19 protein-coding genes are annotated in these 23,434 nt (G+C 44.9%); 13 read left to right on the top strand and 6 right to left on the bottom strand.

Features of this window, described 5'->3' with window-relative positions; genetic code table 11:
- The first annotated feature begins 42 nt into the window (after positions 1 to 42).
- Positions 43 to 519 (top strand): ferritin family protein, encoded by a 477-nt coding sequence (locus WC496_08080; GenBank protein ID MFA5292975.1) that lies wholly within the window; start codon positions 43 to 45, stop codon positions 517 to 519.
- A gap of 7 nt (positions 520 to 526) precedes the next feature.
- Here WC496_08080 and WC496_08075 read toward each other — a convergent pair whose 3' ends face one another.
- The gene (locus WC496_08075) at positions 527 to 1,786 is read right to left on the bottom strand and encodes an ATP-binding protein (GenBank protein MFA5292974.1); all 1,260 of its coding nucleotides are present in this window, start codon (positions 1,784 to 1,786) and stop codon (positions 527 to 529) included.
- On the bottom strand, positions 1,783 to 2,184 hold the full coding sequence (locus WC496_08070; GenBank protein ID MFA5292973.1) for a response regulator: 402 nt from the start codon (positions 2,182 to 2,184) through the stop codon (positions 1,783 to 1,785). Before WC496_08070 ends, WC496_08075 begins: the two co-directional genes overlap by 4 nt.
- A gap of 240 nt (positions 2,185 to 2,424) precedes the next feature.
- Here WC496_08070 and WC496_08065 point away from each other — a divergent pair, with 240 nt between their 5' ends.
- The 11 genes from WC496_08065 (at position 2,425) to WC496_08015 (ending at position 15,086) form a co-directional block, all read left to right on the top strand.
- Entirely contained in the window at positions 2,425 to 4,128 is a 1,704-nt protein-coding gene (locus WC496_08065) for a GspE/PulE family protein (protein ID MFA5292972.1), read from the top strand.
- Positions 4,128 to 5,327, top strand: a complete 1,200-nt coding sequence (locus WC496_08060; GenBank protein ID MFA5292971.1) for a type II secretion system F family protein — start codon at positions 4,128 to 4,130, stop codon at positions 5,325 to 5,327. The genes WC496_08065 and WC496_08060 overlap by 1 nt, the downstream gene beginning before the upstream one ends.
- 109 nt (positions 5,328 to 5,436) lie before the next feature.
- A complete protein-coding gene (locus tag WC496_08055; GenBank protein MFA5292970.1) occupies positions 5,437 to 5,763 on the top strand; it encodes a prepilin-type N-terminal cleavage/methylation domain-containing protein in 327 nt (108 codons plus the stop codon).
- Between the two features lie 114 nt (positions 5,764 to 5,877).
- A complete protein-coding gene (locus tag WC496_08050; protein MFA5292969.1) occupies positions 5,878 to 6,330 on the top strand; it encodes a hypothetical protein in 453 nt (150 codons plus the stop codon).
- Positions 6,318 to 6,749, top strand: a complete 432-nt coding sequence (locus WC496_08045) for a prepilin-type N-terminal cleavage/methylation domain-containing protein (protein MFA5292968.1) — start codon at positions 6,318 to 6,320, stop codon at positions 6,747 to 6,749. Before WC496_08050 ends, WC496_08045 begins: the two co-directional genes overlap by 13 nt.
- 432 nt (positions 6,750 to 7,181) lie before the next feature.
- Positions 7,182 to 9,392 (top strand): LamG-like jellyroll fold domain-containing protein, encoded by a 2,211-nt coding sequence (locus WC496_08040; GenBank protein MFA5292967.1) that lies wholly within the window; start codon positions 7,182 to 7,184, stop codon positions 9,390 to 9,392.
- A gap of 12 nt (positions 9,393 to 9,404) precedes the next feature.
- Positions 9,405 to 9,809, top strand: a complete 405-nt coding sequence (locus WC496_08035) for a hypothetical protein (GenBank protein ID MFA5292966.1) — start codon at positions 9,405 to 9,407, stop codon at positions 9,807 to 9,809.
- Positions 9,806 to 11,302, top strand: coding sequence for a PilN domain-containing protein (locus WC496_08030; GenBank protein MFA5292965.1), 1,497 nt, complete (start codon positions 9,806 to 9,808; stop codon positions 11,300 to 11,302). The genes WC496_08035 and WC496_08030 overlap by 4 nt, the downstream gene beginning before the upstream one ends.
- A gap of 11 nt (positions 11,303 to 11,313) precedes the next feature.
- Positions 11,314 to 11,925 (top strand): hypothetical protein, encoded by a 612-nt coding sequence (locus WC496_08025; protein ID MFA5292964.1) that lies wholly within the window; start codon positions 11,314 to 11,316, stop codon positions 11,923 to 11,925.
- A complete protein-coding gene (locus WC496_08020) occupies positions 11,903 to 13,207 on the top strand; it encodes a secretin N-terminal domain-containing protein (protein MFA5292963.1) in 1,305 nt (434 codons plus the stop codon). The genes WC496_08025 and WC496_08020 overlap by 23 nt, the downstream gene beginning before the upstream one ends.
- A gap of 91 nt (positions 13,208 to 13,298) precedes the next feature.
- Positions 13,299 to 15,086 (top strand): hypothetical protein, encoded by a 1,788-nt coding sequence (locus WC496_08015; GenBank protein MFA5292962.1) that lies wholly within the window; start codon positions 13,299 to 13,301, stop codon positions 15,084 to 15,086.
- A 10-nt stretch (positions 15,087 to 15,096) separates the two neighbouring features.
- Here the strand turns inward: WC496_08015 and WC496_08010 are convergent, their stop codons facing one another.
- The 3 genes from WC496_08010 to pilM form a co-directional block, all read right to left on the bottom strand.
- Positions 15,097 to 17,034, bottom strand: a complete 1,938-nt coding sequence (locus tag WC496_08010) for a hypothetical protein (protein MFA5292961.1) — start codon at positions 17,032 to 17,034, stop codon at positions 15,097 to 15,099.
- Positions 17,035 to 17,095: 61 nt separating this feature from the next.
- Positions 17,096 to 18,367, bottom strand: coding sequence for a hypothetical protein (locus WC496_08005; protein ID MFA5292960.1), 1,272 nt, complete (start codon positions 18,365 to 18,367; stop codon positions 17,096 to 17,098).
- A gap of 60 nt (positions 18,368 to 18,427) precedes the next feature.
- A complete protein-coding gene (gene pilM, locus WC496_08000) occupies positions 18,428 to 20,620 on the bottom strand; it encodes a pilus assembly protein PilM (protein ID MFA5292959.1) in 2,193 nt (730 codons plus the stop codon).
- Positions 20,621 to 20,704: 84 nt separating this feature from the next.
- Here pilM and mtaB point away from each other — a divergent pair, with 84 nt between their 5' ends.
- Entirely contained in the window at positions 20,705 to 21,973 is a 1,269-nt protein-coding gene (gene mtaB / locus WC496_07995; protein MFA5292958.1) for a tRNA (N(6)-L-threonylcarbamoyladenosine(37)-C(2))-methylthiotransferase MtaB, read from the top strand.
- Between the two features lie 34 nt (positions 21,974 to 22,007).
- Here the strand turns inward: mtaB and WC496_07990 are convergent, their stop codons facing one another.
- Positions 22,008 to 23,423 (bottom strand): hypothetical protein, encoded by a 1,416-nt coding sequence (locus WC496_07990; protein ID MFA5292957.1) that lies wholly within the window; start codon positions 23,421 to 23,423, stop codon positions 22,008 to 22,010.
- Positions 23,424 to 23,434 lie beyond the last annotated feature (11 nt).

Genomic DNA, 23,434 nt, shown 5'->3' with positions numbered 1-23,434 from the left:
ATATATAGCTATAATTATTTCTACTTTCGAGGAAGGTAAAAAATGGCAAATCTTGAAAGTGTTGAGGATGTTCTGCGTTTTGCTGTCGGCAGAGAGGTAGAGGCCAACGTTTTTTACAACCTGCTTTCGCAATACACGGATAATCCGCAGATTCGGGCATTGTGCGTTGAATTTGCCGCCGATGAGCTCGAACACAAGGCAAAACTCGAACTTGAACTAATGAAGCTCGGCAGCGTGGTAAAGCCTTATGCGGCAAACAATACATTTTTGCCGAAACCGCTCGATTATATGGTCGATATGGCAAAGGTTATGCAGATGGATTATGAGAACCTGCTGATTTTTGCAATGGGAAAGGAAAAAACGTCCTTCAGATTATATGTCGATCTGCTGCCGAGGGTAACCAGGCCGTCGCTTCGGGAAGTTCTGATGGAACTGGCCGAGGAGGAAGCGAGACATAAAGTAAGTTTCGAGCTCGAATACGATATGATTTCCGCCGACAAGGAACAGGAGTCTAAATAACAAAAGGCTATTGAGAGATTGTTTTTTCTATTATTTCATCTTTCTTATTATCAAGCTCGTCAGAATCGATGGGCGGCTTTTTAGGCAGGAAAACCGTGAATGTTGTTCCTTTTTCAGGCTCGCTGTCAACCATTATTCTTCCGCCGTGACAAGTAACTATCTGCGCTACAATCGGCAGACCAAGGCCCGTGCCCTGGATTTCCTTGCCCGGCCTTTTAACCCTGTAAAACCTTTCAAAGATTTTGGACAGTTCCTCTTTAGGTATTCCCATACCAGTATCGGAGACAGCGATAATAATCTCGTCATTCTGCTGCTGGGCTTTGATTGTAACTTTCCCCCCTGCCGGCGTGAATTTTATCGCATTGCTCAGAAGATTATTGAGCACCTGAATTACTTTATTGTGGTCGAACACAGACTGAGATACTTCCTGTTCAATTTCGATTAAGAGACTGATTTTGGCTTTTTCCGCCATGAGGGTCATCGTATGGGCCGCTTCTTTTATTGTTTCGGCTATATTGCCAGCGGCGAAATCAAATTTCATTCTGCCAGATTCGAGTTTCTGGAAATCCAGTACATCGTTAATAAGCAGACTCAGGCGGTCAACGTTTCTTTTTGAAAGTTCGAGAAACTCTTTCTGTTTTTTCTTTACCCTCCCCGCCACTCCTTCAAGGACGATGTTTATGCCCTCTCTAATCGCGGTCAGAGGCGTTCGCAATTCGTGCGAGACGGTCGAGATAAACTGCTGTTTCATTTCCATCGTCTCGGCAAGTTTTTCCTCGGCAAGTTTTCTTTCGGTAATATCATTGAGGCAGACAACGACAAGGTTACTGCCTCCGATGTTTACAGGTTCGATATTTAAAGCGAACCATGGTTTTACGGTCTTGTCCAGAAAATGAGTTTCGCTCTGAAATTCCACTCCCCTGACAGGCTGTGATGTTTCAAAAACTTTCTGAATATTCAGTTTTAAGGGACATTTTTTGCAGTACTCTCCAGTACCGCATAAATTCCCCTCGATTTCAGTATTTTTACAGTTTAGTGCCTGGCTGAGGGGTTTATTGATTATATCCTTAAAGTCTTTTCCGACCAATTTTCGAATAGCGTCATTTATTCTTACGACGGTTAGATTTGCATCAACAAGTAAAAGGCCTACGGGGACAGCGTCAAAAATTGCTTCGAGATCCCTGCGCTTGCGTTCGATGATGTTTTCTATCGTTTCGCTGCGAAGCGGTTCGACAGAAGTAATATTGCTTGATTCTTCAGGTTTCATTTTTTGTCGAGAATCCGCGAAATTTTTCCAAGTAATTGCGCAAAGTCAAATGGTTTTGTAATGTATTCAGTTACTCCGAGTGAGCCTGCCGAGGCGATATCATTCGCTTCGCATACGGCAGTTAACATTATTACGGGGATATCTTTCAGTGCCTTGTCCTGCCGCATCCGCTCGAGCATCTGAAGTCCTGACATTATGGGCATATTGCCGTCAAGCAGTATCAGGTCGGGCCTTATGGCTTCGGCTTTTTCAAGGCCGTCCTCGCCGTTTATAGCCGTTTCCACTTTGAATTTGTTCCATTCAAGACGGGTTTTGATTGTACTGACAAGGTCAGGTTCATCATCCACCACAAGAATGGTGACGTTTGCAGTTTTCTTCGATTTAAATAAACCAAGCATAGTTTTTTCCTGTAAAAAGTTTCTGTCAATTCCTTTTCGACTATCTAAAAAGCAATTTTAATTAAAAACTTCATATATTCGCACAACAGCATTTGCAACGGGTTTTATCCTTCGAGTCTCTGGTATTATCGGTCTTTGTGCGGAACTATTTAACATGTAGAATCCTACGTTAAGCCTTCAGTGGTTTTTGACGATTTTTATAATACGCTAAAAGTATGTTGATATTGTGTGAGACTGTTTATGCAAAAACTGCAAACCGACAATGCGTTGTTCGATGAAATTATCCGGCTCGGTATCGCTGACGAAAAAAGACTGGGTGAACTATATGAGCAGTGCGAAAAAAACGGCAAAAACATCATAACGTTTCTGAAGGAAAACAACCTCGCTACCGATGAGCAGCTCGGCAGGCTTGTCGCACATGTACAGAAAATAGAATTTATAAATCTCTCGCCTGATATGGTTGAGCCGATTGCGGCACATATGATTCCGTATGAACTGTCGAACGAGCATAATCTCATCGGTATTCGTATGGAAGCGGACAAGCTTTATGTGGCGATGGGTTCGCCTATGGACCTTGCCGTTCGCGACCAGATAGAAATGCGAACCGGCAGCAGGGTCATACCGCAGGCGGCGGCGCCGAATGCCATAAAGGCGGCAATTCGTTATCATTTCAACGTCCAGAATGTAACCAAGCAGACTATCGCATCGATGAGACTCAAGAAGACTTCCGAACAGGAAAAACCTTCGGCAGCGGCAATTCTGGAACAGCTTCAGGAAAGCCAGGACCCCGTCAGCGGGCTTGTAGCTTCAATTATTTCCGGCGCGATAGATTCGCGTGCAAGCGATATTCATATCGAGCCGCAGGAAAAAGATATGGTCGTCAGGTACAGAATCGACGGTGTTTTGCGAAAGGAACTCAGCATACCATCCTCGGCCCAGGCGGAAATACTCAGTCATATCAAAATTCTTGCGAATATGGATATAGCTGAAAAACGTCTGCCGCAGGACGGACATATCACAACAGTTCATCAGGACACAGAATACGACCTGCGAGTTTCTTCGCTACCTTCCGTTATCGCCGAAAAAATCGTTATAAGAATTCTCAATAAAAGCGGCAGTAAATGGAACCTCGACAATATCGCACCCGATTCTCTCGATAATCAGAGCATCAGAAAACTTGTAGATAATCCTTACGGAATGATTCTTCTTACCGGCCCTACCGGAAGCGGCAAGACCACAACTCTTTATTCTCTTTTGCAGCTTCTGAACACCGGTAAAAATAATATTGTAACCGTCGAAGACCCTGTGGAATACAGGCTTGCGGGCATTACACAGGTACAAACTAATCCCCGAGCCGGCCTTACGTTCGCATCGGCACTGAGGAGTATTTTAAGGCAGGACCCGGATGTTATCCTGATTGGCGAAATAAGAGACTATGAGACGGCGGAAATCGCCGTAAGCGCCGCAATGACCGGCCACCTGGTGCTTTCGACGCTTCATACTAATGACGCGGCCGGCGCAATATCGCGTCTGGTCAATCTCGGCATACCGCCTTTTATGCTCGCTTCGTCTCTTCTGGGCACAGTGGCTCAAAGACTTATGAGAACATCCTGTATCGCCTGTAAACAATCTTATACGCCAGAACCGCAGATAAAAAAAATGCTTTTTGCCGATGAGCCTGAAGATATGGTTCTTCACCGCAGCGACGGCTGTGACAATTGCTCCAAAACCGGTTACCTCGGAAGAAAGGCGATATACGAAATTCTTCATATTACAAAAACTATTCAGGATATGATAGTCGCCGGCAAAAGCGATACTGAAATAAAGCGGCAGGCGATAAGCGAAGGAATGAGAACCCTGAGAAAAAGCGGAATTCAGCAGGTGCTTTCCGGCTCGACAACGCTCGAAGAATTATACCGTGTAGTTGATATGCAGGTGGACTAATGGCAGCATACGAATATACAGCCCGTGACGAGATGGGGCATATTTGCAGCGGCGTTTATGAGGACGTAAGCGGCACAGGCGCTCTTCGCAATGAACTCGCCAAAATCGGCTACAATCTCCTCAAGGCAAAGAAAAGAAAAATAACATTTAACCCCGCCTCAATCAAAATAAAAAAGGCCGACGTAGTATCCTTTGCGTACAAATTGGCCGGAATGTGCACCGCGGGTCTTTCAATCATACAGTGCCTTGAAACCCTTGAAAAACAGACAGAGAATCCGTCTTTGAAGTTTATTATTTCCGACATAAAAAAGAATATCGAGATTGGCTCATCGCTTACCGATGCGTTTAACAAGTATCGCGAGATTTTCTCCGACTTCTTCATCGGAATGATTGAAGCGGGCGAGTCCAGCGGGAAACTGGCGGAAAGTCTCGATATAAGCGCACGGTATCTCGAAAAACAGGCCGACCTGAGAAACCGGCTGAAAAGCGCATTTACATATCCGCTGATTGTTATAACTATGTGCTCCGTCATAGTAACAGCTCTCGTATTATTTGTCGTTCCTGTCTTTTCAAAAATATATCATCAGCTCGGCGTCCCACTTCCGGGACCTACCCAGGTACTTATTATACTTAGTGTTATTATGAGAAAATTCTGGCCTATTCTTCTTGCAGTCGCAGTTTCTATGCCGTTCTGCATCAAATACATAAGCAAAAATTCTTATATAAAAACCAAATGGGATTATTTAAAATTCTCGATGCCTGGATTCGGCAGGCTCAACAGAATGGTCGCAGCATCTAATTTCATCAGAAGTTTCGCCCTGCTTATAATGACCGGTGTGCCGATAATCAAGGCTCTTCAGGTGGCCGGTCTTGTGGGAAACAATGAAAAAATTGCTTCTATAAGCAGAGATATTCAAAAATCCATCCAGTCAGGTCTCGGTTTTGCCGAATCACTGGAGAGTCATAATATTTTCCCGCCAATAATAGTTCAACTGGCAGGCTCGGGAGAACAGGCAGGCCAACTCGGCCAGATGCTTAATAAGGGCGTTGACTTTCTCGAAAAAGATATTGACCGGACCGTCAACTCTATGCTGGTTAAACTTGAGCCGGCACTTACTCTCGGAATGGGAGTGGTTATCGGACTTATCCTGATGGCCGTTTATCTGCCAATGTTCGATTATATGGCTCAATTGAAATAAATTCGTCCCAAATGACAGATTTAAAGAAAGTAGCCCGGCTTTATCGCCGAATAATTGTTATGTTTTAATGTAAATATAAAGATTTATCGCTTTCGAAAGGAGATAAAAGATGAATTCGAGAAAAGGCTTTACATTGATTGAATTGCTCATCGTGATTCTGATTCTTGGAGCTCTTGCAGCTATTGCAATACCGAGAATCACAGCCAGTGCGGACAACGCCAAGATACGTGCCTGTCAGACAAATATCGATCTGATGAACACGCAGATTGAGTTGTATGCCGCCGACCACAACGACGTCTATCCGGCAACGCTTGCCACAATTACCGGCAACACGAATTATTTTCCTGACGGCCCGCCAAAGTGCAATGCCGGAGGAACTTACTCGATGAGCGCCAACCACAGAGTTAGCTGCAGCATCGCTGCACACAATGATTAGTGGTAATTTATGATGAGCCATTTTCAGGCTCGTCTAAAGTTAAAAAAACGGATCCGTAGAGGATAGAATAAAGGGATGGCCGGCAAACCATCCCTTTAATTTTGGTAAAAATATATGAAGACGGCTAAAAAAGGTACAACACTTGTTGAGCTGCTTATCGTCTTACTGATGATGGGAGCGATTATATTCATTGCTGTTCCCAGACTCGGCTCGGCGACTATCGCGCTGGGTAAATCTCAAACCGCCGCCAACAAAATGGCCGCCGCAATCCGCCACTGCAGAACACTTGCGATTTCCAATGCGGCTCAGTATCCGCAGGGCTTTACACTCAATATGATAGGTTCGGGCAGTTATACCAGCTTTCAAATCGTCAATGTCCAAACAGGTCAGGTTGTCGAATCCGGCACTATACCCGCGAATGTTTCCTGTACCGGAGCCGGGCAATTCCAGTTTGGGCCTCTCGGCAACAGAACCGGCGGCACCGGCAATCTCACCGTCACTATGAGCGGAAAAACTTATGTGATATCCGTTATCACCGCTACAGGAATGGTACAATGTACAAAATAACAAAAAAACTTCGGATAAACATATTCAAACGACAGAGCCGAAAGGGCCTGACACTGCCGGAAGTCATAGTCGCTTCAGCCCTGCTGCTTATCGCCCTTGTCCCAATATTAAAGGCCCTTACGCAGGTAAATATGAACGCGGTAACCATCGAAAGAAAAACACAAAGTCTCTGCCTGGCCAAAACAAAACTAAACCAGATACAGGCACAATCCATTTATAACTTTGACAGTGTTATCTCTCAAAGCAATGAAGTTCTAAGCGGTTCATATCTTTGCAATACCACAAGCCAGGCAGTGCCCGGCAACAGTAATCTCAAGTCTATTACAATCGCCGTCGGTATGGACCGAAATTCGAGCGGCACCCTTAACGGCACTGAGATTGAAATTACACTTCAGACACAAATCGCCCGCCGACAGTAACACTATTGAAGATTTGAGATTGTAAACCAAGTTATGGGTATCGGTATGGGTAATGGTAACGTCCCGTGTCCACCCCCTTGGGCGAGACCCATTTGCTCGAAAGCCGCGAGGCTTACGGCTCGCTACGGGCGGGTTTAGGTTTCGTTATGGTGTTTGTGTTGACGAATCACGAAAACCAATAACGATAACGCGACTTTACCGATACCGAAACCAAAAACGAAATATTCAATTTTCAATGTTATAGGACTTGTCCTTCAAAATAACAAAACACTCCCCTGTTAATCATGAATGTCCCATAAAAAACCATTTCTTTTCTTATCTGCCGGGGATTTTAATGGTTTCGAGCTTTTTGTGCCGTCACTGGCTTTGAAGTTAGCATAGTCGTTACACAAGCCGATATTTTAATAGCAGAAATGTAAGGAAAATGCGCAGATGTGCAGAAAAAAACACAATAAAGCATTCAGTCTGGTCGAGCTGATGGTAGCCATGGCCATAATGGTGCTTATCTTCGCGGCGATAGTGCCGCAATTTCGTGCCATACGAAACAGTTGGGCAACCACTGAAGAATCTTCCACTATCATTCAGAACGCAGGAGTTCTTGCCGAGCACATAAACAGAAATCTTGCAACGGCAAAACAAATCGTTAGTGTCAGTTCAAGCAGCATCGCCAGCGGCTTTATCGTTTTCAAAGACAATCTCGGCGCCACAAAAAAATATATGGTCAGCAGCGGTTACGTTGTTTTCGGAGACGCCGGCAGTGAACAACAGCTCGCAGGCCCTGTGAGCAAATTCAAGATAAGCAGCTATTCGATTAATCCTTCTGTTGCGCTGACAACCGACGCCAACACAATCAGACTTGTAAAAGTGGAAACAGATTTCGTAAACAGTTCCACAGGAGCCAACAAGACCTTCATCACATCCGTCTATCTGCCGACAAACGCCTCTACCCATTGCGGACTGGCGGGGTATTGGAAATTTGACGAGACCAGCGGAATAACCGCAGTGGATTCATCAGGCAACGGCAATAACGGAACGCTGATTAGTATGAGTTCGCCGAGCTGCTGGATAACAGGACAAATCGGCGGAGGACTTAATTACGACGGATGGAACGATTATGTTAATTGCGGAAACGGCGCAAGCCTTGATATTACAGGCGATATTACTATCGCTCTTTGGCTTTACGCAAACAACTTTAACTGGGACCCGGACCTCATCACAAGAGGTTCTTATTTTACATCATACTCTATATGGGCGACTTCTTCGGGGTACATAAGATTTTCGCTCGATAACGACCGTTTAACTTCCAACACCGCGCTTTCAACAGGGACATGGCATCATATCGCAGTTACAAGAGGCGGAAACCAAAGAAAAATTTACATAAACGGACAACAGGATACCTCGGATACTTATGGAAGCCCCATAGGTTCAACATTCGGAGCTTTGAATATCAGCACCAATAGTTATCCCTTCAACGGCATAATGGATGATGTTCGCATCTACGACCGTGCGCTCAGCGCCGCTGAAGTCGCACAACTGGCTAACACCCTCAGATATATGGGGTCGCATACTGAGAATACATCCAATGCGATGGCTCTTTCAATTGGAATTCCGGCCGGCACAAGTGCCGGAGATTTGCTTATTGCCGCTGTCGCCAGGAGCGGAAACGCCGCCATTTTAACACCTGCGGGCTGGACACTTATCGACCAGGGCAATTCGAGCAGCGGTCAGGTAACACTTGGCGTCTGGCGAAAAATTGCAGGCGCATCGGAGCCGGCTCTTACTTTCAACTTGTCGGGAAATCAACCGGCTTACGGCTGGATGATGCGGTTTACCGGGCATGATGCTGCTAATCCGATTAATGGTACACCAGTGGCCTATAACCAAACCAGCGTAACACCTCAAAGTCCTGCGGTAACTACCACGGTTAATAATTGTATAATTCTTCGCCTCGGAGCATTTGACAGCGGCGACATTACAGTAGGCGACCCCGGACTTCACAGCCCTGTCAACCACACCGCGATTACGATGGGCAAAGCAGGAAACGTAATATTTGAAGACGGATTCGAGAGCAATTTTTTTAACAAGTGGACTGACGGTGGAACCACAGACTGGGACAGGATGACAGACCAGGCACATTCCGGGAGTTACTCGGCTCGCGGCCGTAAAAATGATGATTACCTGAGATCGGATAATATAGATACAAGCACTTATAACTCTTTCACGGTTGAGTTCTGGTATAGAGACCACCGCCTCGACCCCGGTGACAATGTTTATCTTCAGTTTTATAACGGCAGTACATACAATAATATAGACAACTTAGGTGATGATACATCGCCTGAGGATACCTGGTACAAATATCAAACTACCATTACTAATGTACAATACCGCAAGGTCAACTTTCGTATCAATTTTGATAGTTCCCACATCAGTAACGGCAGTGAATATCTCTGGATAGATGATGTAACGATAAGTGCCGGCGGAGTTTCCGGCGGAGCAGGATATGTAAAACAATCAACGGCAGGAAGCAGCGGAACTTCGAACTTCTCGCTCGGCTCATCGGCCGAGGCAAGAATGCTTACGATAGCGATAGCCCCTGACAGTTCCGGTTCCGGCGATTGTTCGGGAGGCCAGATAAGCCCTTAGAGCAGAATTATTATGAAAATAGAAATGAAAAATAACGGTTCAATTTTGATTGTTGTGGTTTTCGCCATAGCGCTTCTGACGGCCTTTGTCGTCGGTATGCTCCAGATGAATTCTGAACAGATACAGATTATGAAAAACGAAATTTTTGTCGCACAGGCTACTGCCATCGCCCATGCGGGGCTTGCCGACGCTTTCAGCCAGTTGCGAAACAATTCGAGCTGGAACAGCGGTTTCAACAATAAAACTTTTGGCAGCGGAAGATATACCGTTACGGTAGTCGGCTCATTGCCGGACCCGAATATTATCTCGACGGGCACCTCAGCACAGGGCTTCGTTACCAAAATAGAAGCAGAAATTACAATCGGCAGCACAAATCCTTATGTGATTCAAGTTAATAATTTGAGGATAAATCAATGAAGTTAAATTATAAAACAGCGATTGGAATAGATATATGCAAAGGCTTCGTGAGCACCGTTCATCTCGAGAAAAAAGGCCATAAGATTATTCTTACGGGCTGCAGCCGTGTGGCAACCGGCAAAGGCCAGTCCTGCGATGATAACTCCAAGTCTCTTGCCAATGCCGTAAAGAAACCGAAGTCGGCAAGTTACCTGCAGCATTTCGATACAGGTCTGTGCTTTTGTTCATCACCTGAACTGCTCCAGATTCTCAATCTGCCGGATAATTCGCCGGATACCGCTGTGAAATTTATCCATGAAGAAATAAGGCAGTATGCCGTCCTGCCGCTTAAAGATATCCAGATAGATTACTGCGCCCTGAGGGGCACCAGCAGTACGGAACAGAAACGCGTTCTGGTCGGGGCCGCCCAGGCTCAGCCGCTGGCCTTAATGACAAAAGAGCTTGGGAAAAACCGTTTCGATATTCAATCGGTGGAACCGGCGATAGTTGCGCTTATCAGGGCCTGTTACAATAAAGTTATAAAATCCGCCGGGCGGAAAAATATAATGTTTGTTCTCCTGCGCGATGACAATATGAGCCTGTGCGTTTTCAGCGGGCAGAAGTTCGACTTTCTCCGCACAAAGAAGTTCGACTTTGACATCGTCAATTCAGCAGATAACGCCGCGGCGATTGCCGAGCAGATAGAATCTGTCGTACAGTTTTATGAAATTGAAAAAGTTTCGGACCAGAAAGACTGGCCGGTATTTCTGACCTGCTGCAGCGAAACATCGAAAACAAATGAATTTGCCGGGCAGATTAAAAGCAGTCTGCATTACGAGAATATTGAAATTTCTGTAATTGACGCCAGCCATACTGATATTATCTGTGAAGGCCCGGCCGGTACTGATTTTTCTCCGGTTGCGGCAGGGGCGGCAATGAAACTGCTCGATGTCAATGACTCGGGAATAAATATCAATCTGCTGCCGAATGAAATTTCTGAAATCCGAAAGTCCCGCATCCAGCTGGTCGTCATAGCAAACATCGCCGCTGTGATTTTAGTGCTTGTATTTATGTACATAGCGCTTTTGTCGCAAAAAACCACAAAAATCAAAAATGAGCTTAGTCAGAAAAAGGAGAGCCAGTTAAATATCAATATACCCCAATTGATTCAGACACGGGCCGATGTCAACAGTGTAACCGAGCAAATCACCAAAAATATTGACGCTCTCGATACTGCACTTAAGGACAAGAAGTGGAGAAACTGGGCTCTTGTATTGGCCGAAGTATGCACAAAGGCTCCGCAAACTGTACAGATTAAGGATTTGCGGTCACAGGATTCATCGAAATTAGAGATTGAGGGCATGGCTATAAATTACAGTGCCATTAATGATTTCGTAAATAAACTGACTTCATGCAAAACTATAAGTTCCGCTCAGCTTGCGGACGCAAAACAGAATACGCAGTACGGCAATGGTTTAATTGATTATTCGATAATTTGTACTCTTACGGAATAAAAGGATAAAGGATGATTGATATGTCACTGAAATATCCAGGCTTGTCAAAACAAAATGCATTGGCTGTAACGATGTTGCTTATATGCGTTGCCGCGATGTATAACTGGTTCATCTCGCCTCATATACAATATCTGGCAGCGGCTCAGAAATATCAGGAAGTAATGGAATCGACTGAAAAAACAAGCAAAATCCTGAGCAGCGACCTGAAATTGCGCCAGAAAAAACTTGATGAACTTACACAACAATTCGAACTTCAGAAACAGGGCTTTTTTGATATTGACCAGGCAAAAATTTTTCTTTCAGAGATTCAGTCAATAGCTGAAAAGAGCGGCTGCCTGGTTTCAAATCTCAAACTTTCGCCGGCAAGAGCTGTCCCTGTGAAAAACAGGGACTCTATTGATATCCGGCAGTATCAGACCGAAATAGGTCTTTTGGGAAATTATGGAAACATAATTAAATTTTTAAACACGATTCAGAAAAGAAACGCGAGGGTCTGGATTAATTCGATAGATGTCGGTATGAAACACGCAGAAAGCGGCTATCTTGGCTGCAATATTACTTTTAGTATATACACATTAAAGGTTAAGGAGAATACGAGCAATGTTGACAATACACAAAAATAGCAGATTAGCGTTAGCGGCGATAATCCTTTTAAGCGCTACAGCAATGGCCTATGCCGCTGATGCGCCGGAAATCGACATTAACGCGATAACTCAAACTAATCCTTTTGCCCAGTTTACACAAAGGCAGAATGCTCCCGCTGCAACGGCTGTTGCAGTCGAAAAGCCCGACCTGTTTGTCGAGACCGCAACGTTGAAATTCTTCGACGCAAAGAGCATAAAGTCCTCGATTTCGAGTATGTCGGGCGATTTCGGCAATATAGAGCCGGACAGCAAAAGCAATGCGCTGATAATCTGCGATACGAAGGAAAATGTTGAAAAAATCCTTGAGCAGATTAGAAAAATCGACCGTAAGCCTGAGCAGGTTATGATTGAGGTTGTCCTTCTCGATGTAAAACTCAATGACAAAATGGAAGTCGGCGTCAACTGGGATATGCTTACCGATGACCTCGCAAATACAGCGACTTTTAGGCAAAATCTTGGGTTCTCACCTCGTCTGCAAAGTACAGTTGGCTCCATTGAAGGTACAGATACCACTGCCGCTACAGATAATATTGGTAACGCTACTGCATGGAACACCACCGGAACAGGCTCTGATTTCTGGCTTATTAACGGCGATGTCAGAAATGTAATTCATGTGCTGCAGGAGAAAACCAACGTTGAAATTATCGCCAGCCCGCGGGTAATGGTTGTCAGCGGTCAAACAGCTTCTATCGAAGCGGTCGAAGAAATACCTTATGAACAGCAGTCCGATACGAGCAATGGCGGACAGTTGACCAGCGTTCAATTCAAGAATGTCGGCGTAACGCTTAATGTCGGAGCAACACTGACAGACGACAGATTTATTCTGCTGAATGTCAAAGCCGAACAGAAGGTCAGCACAGGCGTAAGCGGAGTCAGCGGCGTACCGATTGTCGATGCAAGAATAGTGCAAAGTGCACTTTTGCTCGAAGACAGCCAGATACTCGTAATAGGCGGTCTGCGGCGTAAAGAGACCCAAAAACAGACAAATCAACTTCCTTTCCTCGGAGATTTGCCGATAGTAGGCTTGGCCTTCAAGGCGACAAATAACGTCGAAAACAGTTCGGAATTGCTGATAATTCTGTCGCCTCATATATATACTAAAAACGACAAATTAACAAACGACCAAATGCTGAAGTATAAAGAAATTACACAAAAACCTCTCCTGACAATTCCGGAAGTTGAGGAAAATAAGAAAAAAGCCGAAGCCGAAAAAGCAAAAAAAGCAAAAGCGGCAAAAAAAATTAAAAAACAATCGAAATAAATTTTCCGTATTTGAGATTCATTTTTTATGCTTTAACAGCGTAATTGACGATGAATTAACAACATGACATTTGCAGAAGGGAAACAGTGTAATGAATTATAAGACCAACATTGTTCATGTAACTCACGAAGCGATAGGCAAAATCGGCGGCATCGGGGCAGTTCTGGATGGTATGCTTACGAACAAAGTTTATCTCGACGCCACAGGCCGAACAATTCTCGTAAGTCCTCTTTTCACAATCGAAGGTCCCATTCAAAACCGGCTCGGGCCGGGCGGTGAGGTGCTTTATTCGAGCGTCGACGGTTTTATTCAAACCGGATACAGCGACGCCTTCAGGCATATCGAAAAATATTTTAATGTCGATATTGTTTACGGCAGAAAACTTTTTGAAGACAAACGCACCGGCATAAAGAGTATGCCGGAAATAATACTGATTGACGTTCGCCAGACAAATTCCCGCCCGATGAATGAATTCAAGGGTCAGTTGTTCAACCATTTCGGCATCGAGAGCAATCGATACGAGCATCTTTGGGAATATGAAGAATGGGTAAGACTCGCCCCGCCGGCGATTGCCGCAATAAAGGCGATAGGCGCTGCGCCTCACGACGCAAGCACTATCGTAGTCGGACACGAATTTATGGGTATTCCGACCGCACTGGCCGCAAAAATTGATAAAGAGTGCGATTTCAAAGCTGTTTTTTATGCGCACGAGGTCGCTACGGTCAGGCGAATCGTCGAGGAAAAAACAGGTCACGACACGATGTTTTACAATGTTATGAAGGCCGCCCAGGAGGACGGCCTTTCGCTGCCGGAAGTTTTTGGAGACCAGAGCGCCTATGCAAAGCACGCCCTTGTCGATGCCTCCCGGCACTGCGATAACATTTTTGTTGTGGGCGATTACGTCGGAGACGAACTTAAATTCCTCTCTCACGATTTCGCTTCCGCCGAAATCAGCCTCGCGTATAACGGGATTCCGGCTTATCATATAAGTCTTGAAGAGAAGAAACGTTCGAAGGACCGTCTCCGGCAGTATTGTCAAAATCTGCTTGGCTTCGAGCCGGATTACGTATTCACTCACGTAACAAGACTTGTGCGGAGCAAGGGCCTGTGGCGCGACATCCGGGTTCTCGAACACATCGAAAAAGAACTGAGGCCGCTGCATAAGAGCGCTGTAATGATTCTGTTAAGCACCGAAGTAGGTCCGCGAAGGACCCGCGACATTATGCGGATGGAATCCGAGTATCGCTGGCCGGTTGCGCATCATGAAGGACTGCCCGACCTCAGTGGCGGCGAAACCTCTTTTTATGCTGCAGTACAGGAATTCAACGCGAAAAGCAGAAATATAAAAATGCTCTTTGTAAATCAATTCGGCTTCGAGCAGCAGCGCTGCGGCATGAGAATGCCCGAAGATATGGAATTTATGGATATTCGCAAAGGCTCCGATGTCGAGTTCGGCCAGAGTATTTATGAACCATTCGGCATAGCTCAGTTTGAGCCGTTAAGTTTCGGCGGAATATGCGTCGTAACCAACGTTTGCGGCTGTGCGGGTTTTCTCAAAAAGATTTGCAATCCTGAAGAAATCCGCAATGTAATAATCGCCGATTACACGGACCTTAACGGACTGAAATTCGACACCATCGAAGATATGCTCAAAATAGATATGGGAGTGAGAGACCAGCTTGAACATTACGTCAGCGAGAAGGTCGCGATGGAAATATTCGCAAGACTGCCCAAAAACGACGACGAAACTGTAGAGATGATAAGAACCGGCTACGAATTGGCCGAACAGATGAGCTGGGACGTTGCTGTCGAGAATTATATTCTGCCGGGTTTTGCAAGAGCGGCAGCCGGCCGGAATGCAAGTGTTTCAGTTACCTGATTTGCTCGTATCAGGGACCCATTCTCGGAGTGAACGGGTCAAATCCGCCGCCAGGCACAGGTTCCTGCATCGGCATACGTTGCTGTTGAGGTGTTCTTGTTCCACCTCCGCCTCCTGCCGCCTGACCCCAGTCAAGTAACATTACCGGCTCAGCGTCAAGAGCCGCCGATATTTCCTTGTAAACCTTTGAAACATCTCCGGGCCAGAATCTTTCCTTGATAGGCATCTTTTCAATTTCTTTCCCATCGAGGCTATACAGCAGTTCATTATATTCGCGAGACCGCAGAGAGCCTGTGCCAATCCATTCTGTTACCCTTCGCGCATCAACCATTACGGCTCCCGTTGAAAAATCTATCGTATCGCTGCTGATTCCTGCCTGTTCGAGCCGTGCATCGGCCGGTTCGCCGGCCTTGCCGATTTCCTCGCCGCTTTTAACGCTGTATTTTCGGATTACCCAGTTGCCAAGCATATATCGCGCAACCGTAACCTCAACAGTTTTATCAACACTTGAACCTTTTTCGATTTCCCGGATATCGGTCGCAAAAAAGTGAAGTGTTTGAGGAATTTCAACCATATCTGTTGCTTCGGTAAAATCGCTCCAAAGAACTACCTGGTCGCGGAGGTTCTGCTGTTCTTCGCTGAACCAGTTTGTGGCCGCTATGGGGTTAAACACTCCGATTCTTATGCGATACTGATATTTTTCTCCCGGCTTTGTGGTATCGTCGTGAGCCCAGAAAACAAGTTTTTCGAGGTCGGCCGGATTCGTATCCGGCCTGAGCCTGATGGCATCGTACATTTCCATTTCGCTTGTACTGGCCTGAGGCTGAGTTGCGACAGTTTTTTCAGTTCGGGCCGGTCTTTCAATGGTCCTTCTCGTCGTTGTCGGCTGCTGCCTCGGGTCCTGACGGCCGCCGGCATCTCTTCCGCCCGGAAACATGTCGCCCTGAGGTGCAACAGCAGGCCTTGTCGATTGTCTTGTTGGCTGCCGCAGCGAAGATGGATTCGCCCTTTCCTGAAGTTTTCTTGCTTTTTCAGCTTCAATTTCCTGACGGCGGACATCTTCCTGCTCTTTAACAATTCTCTTCTGGCGTTCGTTATAAAAAGGCGGGCTTATCCACGGCTCTGAAGGTATCGCATTGTAATAAACACGCGGCTGAAGCACCTCATCACGAAATTCGCTTTTGGAAAACTGAACTATCGCCATTTCCATTCCAAATTCGGTGGCCTGTTTGGGAAGTTCGAGGTTTTTCTTCAGATGACATACTTTTGTTTGCGGCACATCGGCCCAATCGCTCCAGCTTCCATCGGGCTGCTGCGTTCTTCTCTGAAGCTGAACTTTCGCAAAAACAGGCTTTGCATACTGTTCCTTACGCCATTCCTGTGATATATTCCTGCCGGCAAAAGACTCCCGGAACTGACTGTAAAGCTTGCCTGAATCGATTGACGATTCGACAGTTACAAGGTCTATATCCTCAAGCTTTGTTTCAGCACTTTCATAGGTAAGCGTAGGCGAAAGTTCTTCTGTCGGCACAAATGCCGCCATCCTTACTATCGCCACAGAAGGTTCTTCTATCTTTCCTACCTGCGGAACCCGGTAAACACGATTCGTCGGCCCCAAAGATTGTGTCGAGTAGCCCGGTAATGGAAAACTTATCGTCGTGTTAACATCTTTAATGGAATTTTGCATCATCGACAGATATTCAGTTTCCTTTGATTTGTATTGTTTGCCGGCATTTGGTTCATTTCTCAGTTGATTCTGGAGCTGGATGGCCTTTTGGTTGACAAGGTTGTCTATCGCCGTCGGACTAAGTTCTTTGCCGGCGTATTCGATTGAATTAGGATTACGTATGACAAAAATATATAGTACTATCAGTGCAATAAGCCCTGCGACGGCCAGCACCGCTTTATCAGCAAAAAGCTCTATTATATTTCCTTTTTTACTACTCATAATCTCAACAAAAATTTAAAACTTTTATCTTTTTTATATCCCGCTGCTCACCAAAATTTCTTCAGCGTCTTCCTCCCGGCGATATCATATCGTACTGCTGCTGCTGTTGCTGCTGCTGCATTCCACCCATTCCCGGCTCCGAAGAGTCTATCTCCATCTGAACCAATTTTGGCTTTATAGTATCATAGCCCTGACGATTGAAAACATATTCGCAAATAATGTTCAGGAAAACAACTGCATTTTGTCCATAGTAATATCTTTTGTGTTCCGGACTATTTCTGTCGACCGGCTGCACGCTACTCTGAAGAACGGTTATCTGATTGTGTTTGTATTTTTTGCGTTCCTGGTCGCCTTTATATCCCGCGAAGTAATGTTGTTTTTCACTGCAAAGCTCAGCCATAAATTTAAGGACATCATCGGCTTTGACGATTACCGCCAGACTGAAATGAATGACATCTAACTGGTCATTACACTTTCTTGCCGTCCATGGCATATACAGACCGCCGCTTTTTTCAGTAACATAAACAGGCAGTTCAAGACCATTATCTTTGCTGAAATCGGCAGCATCGCCGCTGGCGAATCGGATGCTGAGAAGCCTTTTTACTGATGAGTCAGACACACTGGCAGAGCCTGAATTTATAGTATTTATGGTATTGACGATATCCTGATGAATCCAGTATGCAAGCTGGCTATACCAGCAGTCCCTTACAGCTCCTTCAGTACCGGCATATTCCCAGTTATTCCAGAATGCGTATCCGCTGAAGACTCTCGGGTCGGCGTAGACTGTTATTTCTTCGCTGCGGCGTCTGCAGATAAGTTCTACGATTCTCTCATCGCCGGTGCCTGCCTGGCCGCCTTCGTTCCTGACCCCTGCGGCTGAGATCTCGATTGCACCGGCCTGTTTTCTGATTTCTGTGTCCGTTGGAGCGTCCAGTGCATTAATGTCATTTACAAGTTTTGCGAAAGCATTGTTACAGGACTTCTTGAACTCATTGAAAATCTGCATTGATTTTTCGTTTGGTTCCGGGAATATTTTATAACTAAGCAGTTCTCTCTGGCTCGTTTGCTGCGCAAGTTTTTCAATTTCGTTGGCGTCAGCCTGATGCATATCCTCGTACTCCCTGGCAACTTCATATTGCTTGCCCGACACAACCGTTCGCAGTGCGGAGTCCACTTCGCTGCCAAGTCTTGTGCTCTCCTCGAGCCTGGAGCTTATTTTCCCCTGCATCATAATTGTCGGAACAAATAACAGCGCAGCCGCCGCTGCTATTGCTGACGGTATTATTATCGCAATATTCTTCTTAGCTATTTTTACAATATCGATTTTTATCATAACAAAACAAAAAAATAAAAATTGTATAGTCCCAAATTTATTTACTTCTACGCTCTGCTTTTACATCCCTGCCGGTTGACCCTGCAACGGCAAAGTATCTTTCCAGAGGAATTTCGCTTTAATTCTGAACCATCTGTCTCTTTCTATATAAACAGGCTGTCCGAAAGAGTCGAACTTTTTTTTGCCTTTTGCATCGAGATCGAACGTCCTGCTCATTTCTTCTTTTGTAAGCGGGTCGACAAGAACCTGTTCGCTCGTTACACGGTCTGCCGTCTCAACCTGACCGGTATTACCTCTGCCGCCGCGTCCGGCGTCCGACTGCTGTTCTTCAGCAGAGCCTCTTAATTTAAGCTGCGGAATACCGATACCTGCCGGCGTTCGAATGTCAGCAATGTCGACAACGCCTGTTTCGGGCCTGAAGTGTTCTATTTTGTCTTTGGAAAATAATTCAAACGGACTATTGCTGTCAAACAATGCGTTGAGATTCATCATTCGCGTTACGATGCCCCATTTATTTTTGTCATCGCCGACCCCTACCGGGTCCATAAGCTCACCGATTTTTTCGTAAGGCGTATAACCTTCGATAACAACGACAAATCCTTTTCCGTCCGTTACCTGCCCCTGCTGTGAAGAGTTGTCCGATGACATTTGCATTGTCGGTTCGTAACTCCTGCCTGACCGTTCTGCTCTGCCACTTGTTTCAAACACTGCCGAAGCCAGACTATCGGCGTAGTTAATCGATATACTGGTTACAAAAACCTGTTTGCGCTTATTTCGCGGTATGGCGGTTACCTCTTCAATGTTTCCCTTCGCATAGGCCTTATAAAGCTCTGCCTGTTCAGGATTATTCCGGGCGTCCGGAAGGCATTTCAGGATTGTCTTATGGAGAAATGGAATAACATCCCGATATTTAAATACTTCCATCTGCTTTTTTATTTGTTCATCGTAAGTAGTGCCTCTTCCTTCCTGCTGCCTTAATTCGTCCGCTACCGTTTTTACCTGCTGAAGAACATTTTCTGTTTCCTGTCTTCTTAATTGTGCGTTTCTGTCTCCACAGGCTTTTAAGTCAAGATATGTTCTAAAGAAAGCAAGCAGTGATACGGCCAGCAGAATGCCTGCTGCGATTATAAAGAATTTACTTTTTCTTGCCCACATCATCCTTCGGGCGATTCCGCTCGGCAGAAGGCTGCTTTCTATTCTTGCCAGACCGAGCGCCTGAATTCCAAGTCCGTATGTAATCGCCAGGTCGCATATATTATCGTGCAGTTTCGCGCTCGAAATATTCGCAGCCGGAACAAGTTTTTCAAACGAATCAGGCCGGACGGCCACAAGCTGCGTTGTCTGTTGAATATACTTATTCAGGCCCTGCAGTTTGAAACTGCCGCCGAGCAGTACCATTTTCGTAAAAGTCGTTCCCTTATGACTGCTGCTGTAATATCCGAGAGAACGCTGCACTTCGGCTCCGAAATCGGTAAAGACAGGTTTCATGGCGTGAAAGATTTGTCTGGCGTATTTGCTGACCGGAGCGCCGCGTTTAAGTTTTTCAGCCTTTTCGAAGTCGAGCTTGAAAGCATCGGCTATGGCCTTTGTGAAATTATTGCCGCCAAGGGGGATACATCTTTGCCAGACGGTTAATTTTGTGCATATAACAAGGTTCGTATTGTCCGAACCCATATCGAGAAGTATTACCGCTTTTTTGTCGGCGTCATCAAGGTCGTTGCGGTCAAAATTTGCGTAGTTATAAAGAGCCATTGGCGCCATTTGAACGATTGTAACCCGCAGATTTTCAGAGGTGAAATTTTCGAGATGCCTGCCTATGAGTTCATTTTTTATGGCGAATATTCCGACTTCAACCTCAGGACTGTCCGGTTTGGCCATCAGTTGCCAGTCCCATTCCACTTCGTTTATATCGAATGGTATTTGCTGAACAGCTTCAAATTTAATTATTTCAGGAATTTTTTTCGGCTCTACAGGCGGAAGTTTTATAAATCTGGCGAAACTTGTCTGGCCCGGAACCGATACCGCTATTTCATCTTTGCCAAGTTCGTTTCTGCCGGCAAATGTGGCAAGGCTTGCGCGGATAATCTGTTTTTTTTCTTCTTCGCTGGTTCCTTCAACACTCAGGATTTTGGAATGTTCTATATAGTCCAGGCCGATTACCTCTATACGGTCCCCTGCCTGCTGAAGACGAAGGGCCTTCAGAGAATCATTGCCTATGTCGATTGCCCATACAGAGCGAGCACCTGCAGCCATTTTTGGCTTCTCCAGAAACGTCGGATAGCTTATTATTGTACTTCTTTTTCTATATTTTTAAAGAATAACGGATTATAACAAATTATGCAAACTTTTGCTATAAATACTCTCGGTTGCAAGGTAAATCAATACGAAGCCCAGCAGATTATTAAATTTCTGACCGGCTGTAATTTACTATACGTACAGGAGTTCGAAAACGCCGATTTAATTATCATACATACCTGCTGCGTTACACATATAGCATCGGCAAAAAGCAGGCAGCTTGTTCGAAAAGCACAAAAACAAAACCCAAACGCAAAAATCGTCGTTTCAGGATGCCTTCTTCGCTCAGACCCGAAAGAATTCGAAACTCTCGAAGGAAAATTACTATTCGCGCCTAACCTCAAAGAGCTGTTTTCACTGCTGAAACAGGAATTTAATCTTGAAGCTAACCTTTTTGATTATAACAGCTTAGATAAATTCTGCGGACAAACCAGAGCCTTCCTCAAAGTTCAGGATGGCTGCGATGGATTCTGCTCATACTGCATAATCCCAACAACAAGACCTGATATCACTTTCAAACCTTTAGACAACGTAATAAAAGAAACGCAAGACCTTGTAAAAGCTGGACATAAAGAAATTATCCTGACTGGAATTTTTCTCGGAGCATACGGCCAAAATACCGTAAAACGGAAACACTGGCCCGACAGCGAAAATCCTCTGCTGGCTGAATTGCTCGAAAAAGTAGCGCAAGTCCCTGACCTTAAACGAATTAGATTAAGCTCGCTGGAGCCGGCCGATGTTACTGACAGGCTTTTAAATGTTATAAAAAATTATCCCAACATTATGCCGCACCTGCATTTATCGCTGCAGTCCGGCTCGGACAAAATCCTGAAAAAAATGAACCGCCAATATACCGTTAAAGATTTTATTAACTCCATTGAAAATATCAATTTACAACTCGACCGCCCTGCCATCACAACTGATATTATAGTCGGATTCCCAGGCGAAACCACACAGGACTTTGCGCAAAGCCTTGCAGTCGCTAAACTTGCGGGTTTTTCAAAAATCCATATCTTCCCCTTCAGCAAGAGAGTCGGCACAGCGGCCGCTAAACTTCAGGACCATATAGATAAAAAGGTTATAACCGAAAGAACGCTGAAACTAAGAGAACTGGAAAAACAACTGGCCAATAATTTCAGAAAACAATTCATCGGCCAAACGGCGCAAGTCCTTATAGAAGATGACGTTAAAAACACCGGAAGATGCGAAAGATACTACGAAATCACGGTTAAATGCGATACTACCTTAGCAAAAGGCGAAATCGTAAATTGCAGGATTAACGAAGATGCCGTCACGGCATTATTAAGCTGACAGTTAAAAATTTTCGTAAAATGCGCAGGTTTTTTTATGTCGACAGAAGCATTTCCTTACGGGTTTTGATTATATAAAAATACCTGCGGGCGATAAAAAAAGCCGGCAGCGATGACAAAGCTATATTATAAACAATAAAAAACGCGAAAAATTTGTAGTGAACTTCCTTAGAATCCAGCAGCATCACCATAAGACCAAAAGGAGAATATTTAACAAGCTGCTCGTTATCGAAAACGCCGGCCAATATCAGAGGCAGTACAACATACAAGCCGAAGATGAATCCAAGCAGGATGCCTATTTTTTTTATGGACGGGCTTATAACATTAAAAAGCTCGAGCATTAATACAAAGAACATATAGGAAGTAAAATACGTCGCTATTATTAATAATTTATAAACAAAATCTGATTTCGCGATCCACAAAGACACAAGAGCAAATACGGTCCAAATCAAATAAAGAAAAACGCCGGTCAGCAGATTGGAATTACAAAACATCGCAAGTCTGAAACTGCGGCCGGACGACTGAAATTGTTTTCCGCCGAGATATTCGATATAATTTTCAAAACTTTTGCGGGATAAAAACGGTATAACTATAACAGGAATGAAACAGACCCACCAAAAAGCATAAACATTAACGCCTTCGCAAATATCTAAAGACAAAAATCTTTTGAATAAACCAAGTATAACGAATCCATAGCCAATCAGAAAAAGGAACGCACCGAACGGCGTAAAAAGAGGAGAACGTTCATAAGTGAATTTCCGCAGGACTCCTTTTATTGTCCAGCAGGCAAAATATAAGGCAATCAGGGCTATCAGCCAAATTAGCGGAATTTCGAGCGTGTAAAAATAGACGGTTAATTTTTCCAGTTCCTGCCCGCCATAGATTGCCGCGACAGCATTGCCAATCAAAGGGATAAAGAAGAACATCATTAAAACAATGAGGGCTATGCCAGAGTGATTTTTTTTCATGTCGGGCTGAATGGAACCCAGCAGGGCAAAAGAATTGATAAGAATCGAAACGGCAGCGGTAACACTGATTATCTGCAATTGAAGCATCATATTAATTTCCGCGACAAATCCGCAAATAGTCATCAGTATAAAATTTATCGCCGCGAGAATAAGGACAAAAAGGTTTTTACCTATTAATATACCGACAGTTTTCTGGTTGGCGGTAAGAGGAAGCATTTTGAAGAAATCGAAACTGTTCGTGACAATTTCCTCTCTAATCGCCGCCGATGAATTATATGACGACCACGCGAGAAGGAACATCGCCTGGATAAAAAACAACTGGAAATAGAGCTGTTTGAACAGTTCGGGACAAAAGCCGTAAAGCTTTTCGTTTATCATCCCCATAATGGATAAAACCACAAGATAGATAACAACATAAATAACAACCTGCGCGGGCCGCATGGCACTTAAACGGTATCTTTTAATCAGCGGGTTATTGAACATAATTCAAACCT

Source organism: Phycisphaerae bacterium (assembly GCA_041652575.1).
Classification (GTDB): domain Bacteria; phylum Planctomycetota; class Phycisphaerae; order Sedimentisphaerales; family UBA12454; genus UBA12454.
Note: the sequence above shows the minus strand (reverse complement) of the source record. Positions and strands in the feature narration are given on the sequence as shown.

What these genes read in the sequence shown, in the direction of transcription:
- WC496_08070 (MFA5292973.1), bottom strand. Translation starts at nt 2,184, where the DNA reads ATGCTTGGTTTATTTAAATCGAAGAAAACTGCAAACGTCACCATTCTT.
- pilM (MFA5292959.1), bottom strand. Translation starts at nt 20,620, where the DNA reads ATGGCTGCAGGTGCTCGCTCTGTATGGGCAATCGACATAGGCAATGAT.
- WC496_08050 (MFA5292969.1), top strand. Translation starts at nt 5,878, where the DNA reads ATGAAGACGGCTAAAAAAGGTACAACACTTGTTGAGCTGCTTATCGTC.
- WC496_08075 (MFA5292974.1), bottom strand. Translation starts at nt 1,786, where the DNA reads ATGAAACCTGAAGAATCAAGCAATATTACTTCTGTCGAACCGCTTCGC.
- WC496_08040 (MFA5292967.1), top strand. Translation starts at nt 7,182, where the DNA reads ATGTGCAGAAAAAAACACAATAAAGCATTCAGTCTGGTCGAGCTGATG.
- WC496_08045 (MFA5292968.1), top strand. Translation starts at nt 6,318, where the DNA reads ATGTACAAAATAACAAAAAAACTTCGGATAAACATATTCAAACGACAG.
- WC496_08065 (MFA5292972.1), top strand. Translation starts at nt 2,425, where the DNA reads ATGCAAAAACTGCAAACCGACAATGCGTTGTTCGATGAAATTATCCGG.
- mtaB (MFA5292958.1), top strand. Translation starts at nt 20,705, where the DNA reads ATGCAAACTTTTGCTATAAATACTCTCGGTTGCAAGGTAAATCAATAC.
- WC496_08005 (MFA5292960.1), bottom strand. Translation starts at nt 18,367, where the DNA reads ATGATAAAAATCGATATTGTAAAAATAGCTAAGAAGAATATTGCGATA.
- WC496_08025 (MFA5292964.1), top strand. Translation starts at nt 11,314, where the DNA reads ATGATTGATATGTCACTGAAATATCCAGGCTTGTCAAAACAAAATGCA.
- WC496_08080 (MFA5292975.1), top strand. Translation starts at nt 43, where the DNA reads ATGGCAAATCTTGAAAGTGTTGAGGATGTTCTGCGTTTTGCTGTCGGC.
- WC496_08020 (MFA5292963.1), top strand. Translation starts at nt 11,903, where the DNA reads ATGTTGACAATACACAAAAATAGCAGATTAGCGTTAGCGGCGATAATC.
- WC496_08015 (MFA5292962.1), top strand. Translation starts at nt 13,299, where the DNA reads ATGAATTATAAGACCAACATTGTTCATGTAACTCACGAAGCGATAGGC.
- WC496_08060 (MFA5292971.1), top strand. Translation starts at nt 4,128, where the DNA reads ATGGCAGCATACGAATATACAGCCCGTGACGAGATGGGGCATATTTGC.
- WC496_08055 (MFA5292970.1), top strand. Translation starts at nt 5,437, where the DNA reads ATGAATTCGAGAAAAGGCTTTACATTGATTGAATTGCTCATCGTGATT.
- WC496_08035 (MFA5292966.1), top strand. Translation starts at nt 9,405, where the DNA reads ATGAAAATAGAAATGAAAAATAACGGTTCAATTTTGATTGTTGTGGTT.
- WC496_08010 (MFA5292961.1), bottom strand. Translation starts at nt 17,034, where the DNA reads ATGAGTAGTAAAAAAGGAAATATAATAGAGCTTTTTGCTGATAAAGCG.
- WC496_08030 (MFA5292965.1), top strand. Translation starts at nt 9,806, where the DNA reads ATGAAGTTAAATTATAAAACAGCGATTGGAATAGATATATGCAAAGGC.
- WC496_07990 (MFA5292957.1), bottom strand. Translation starts at nt 23,423, where the DNA reads ATGTTCAATAACCCGCTGATTAAAAGATACCGTTTAAGTGCCATGCGG.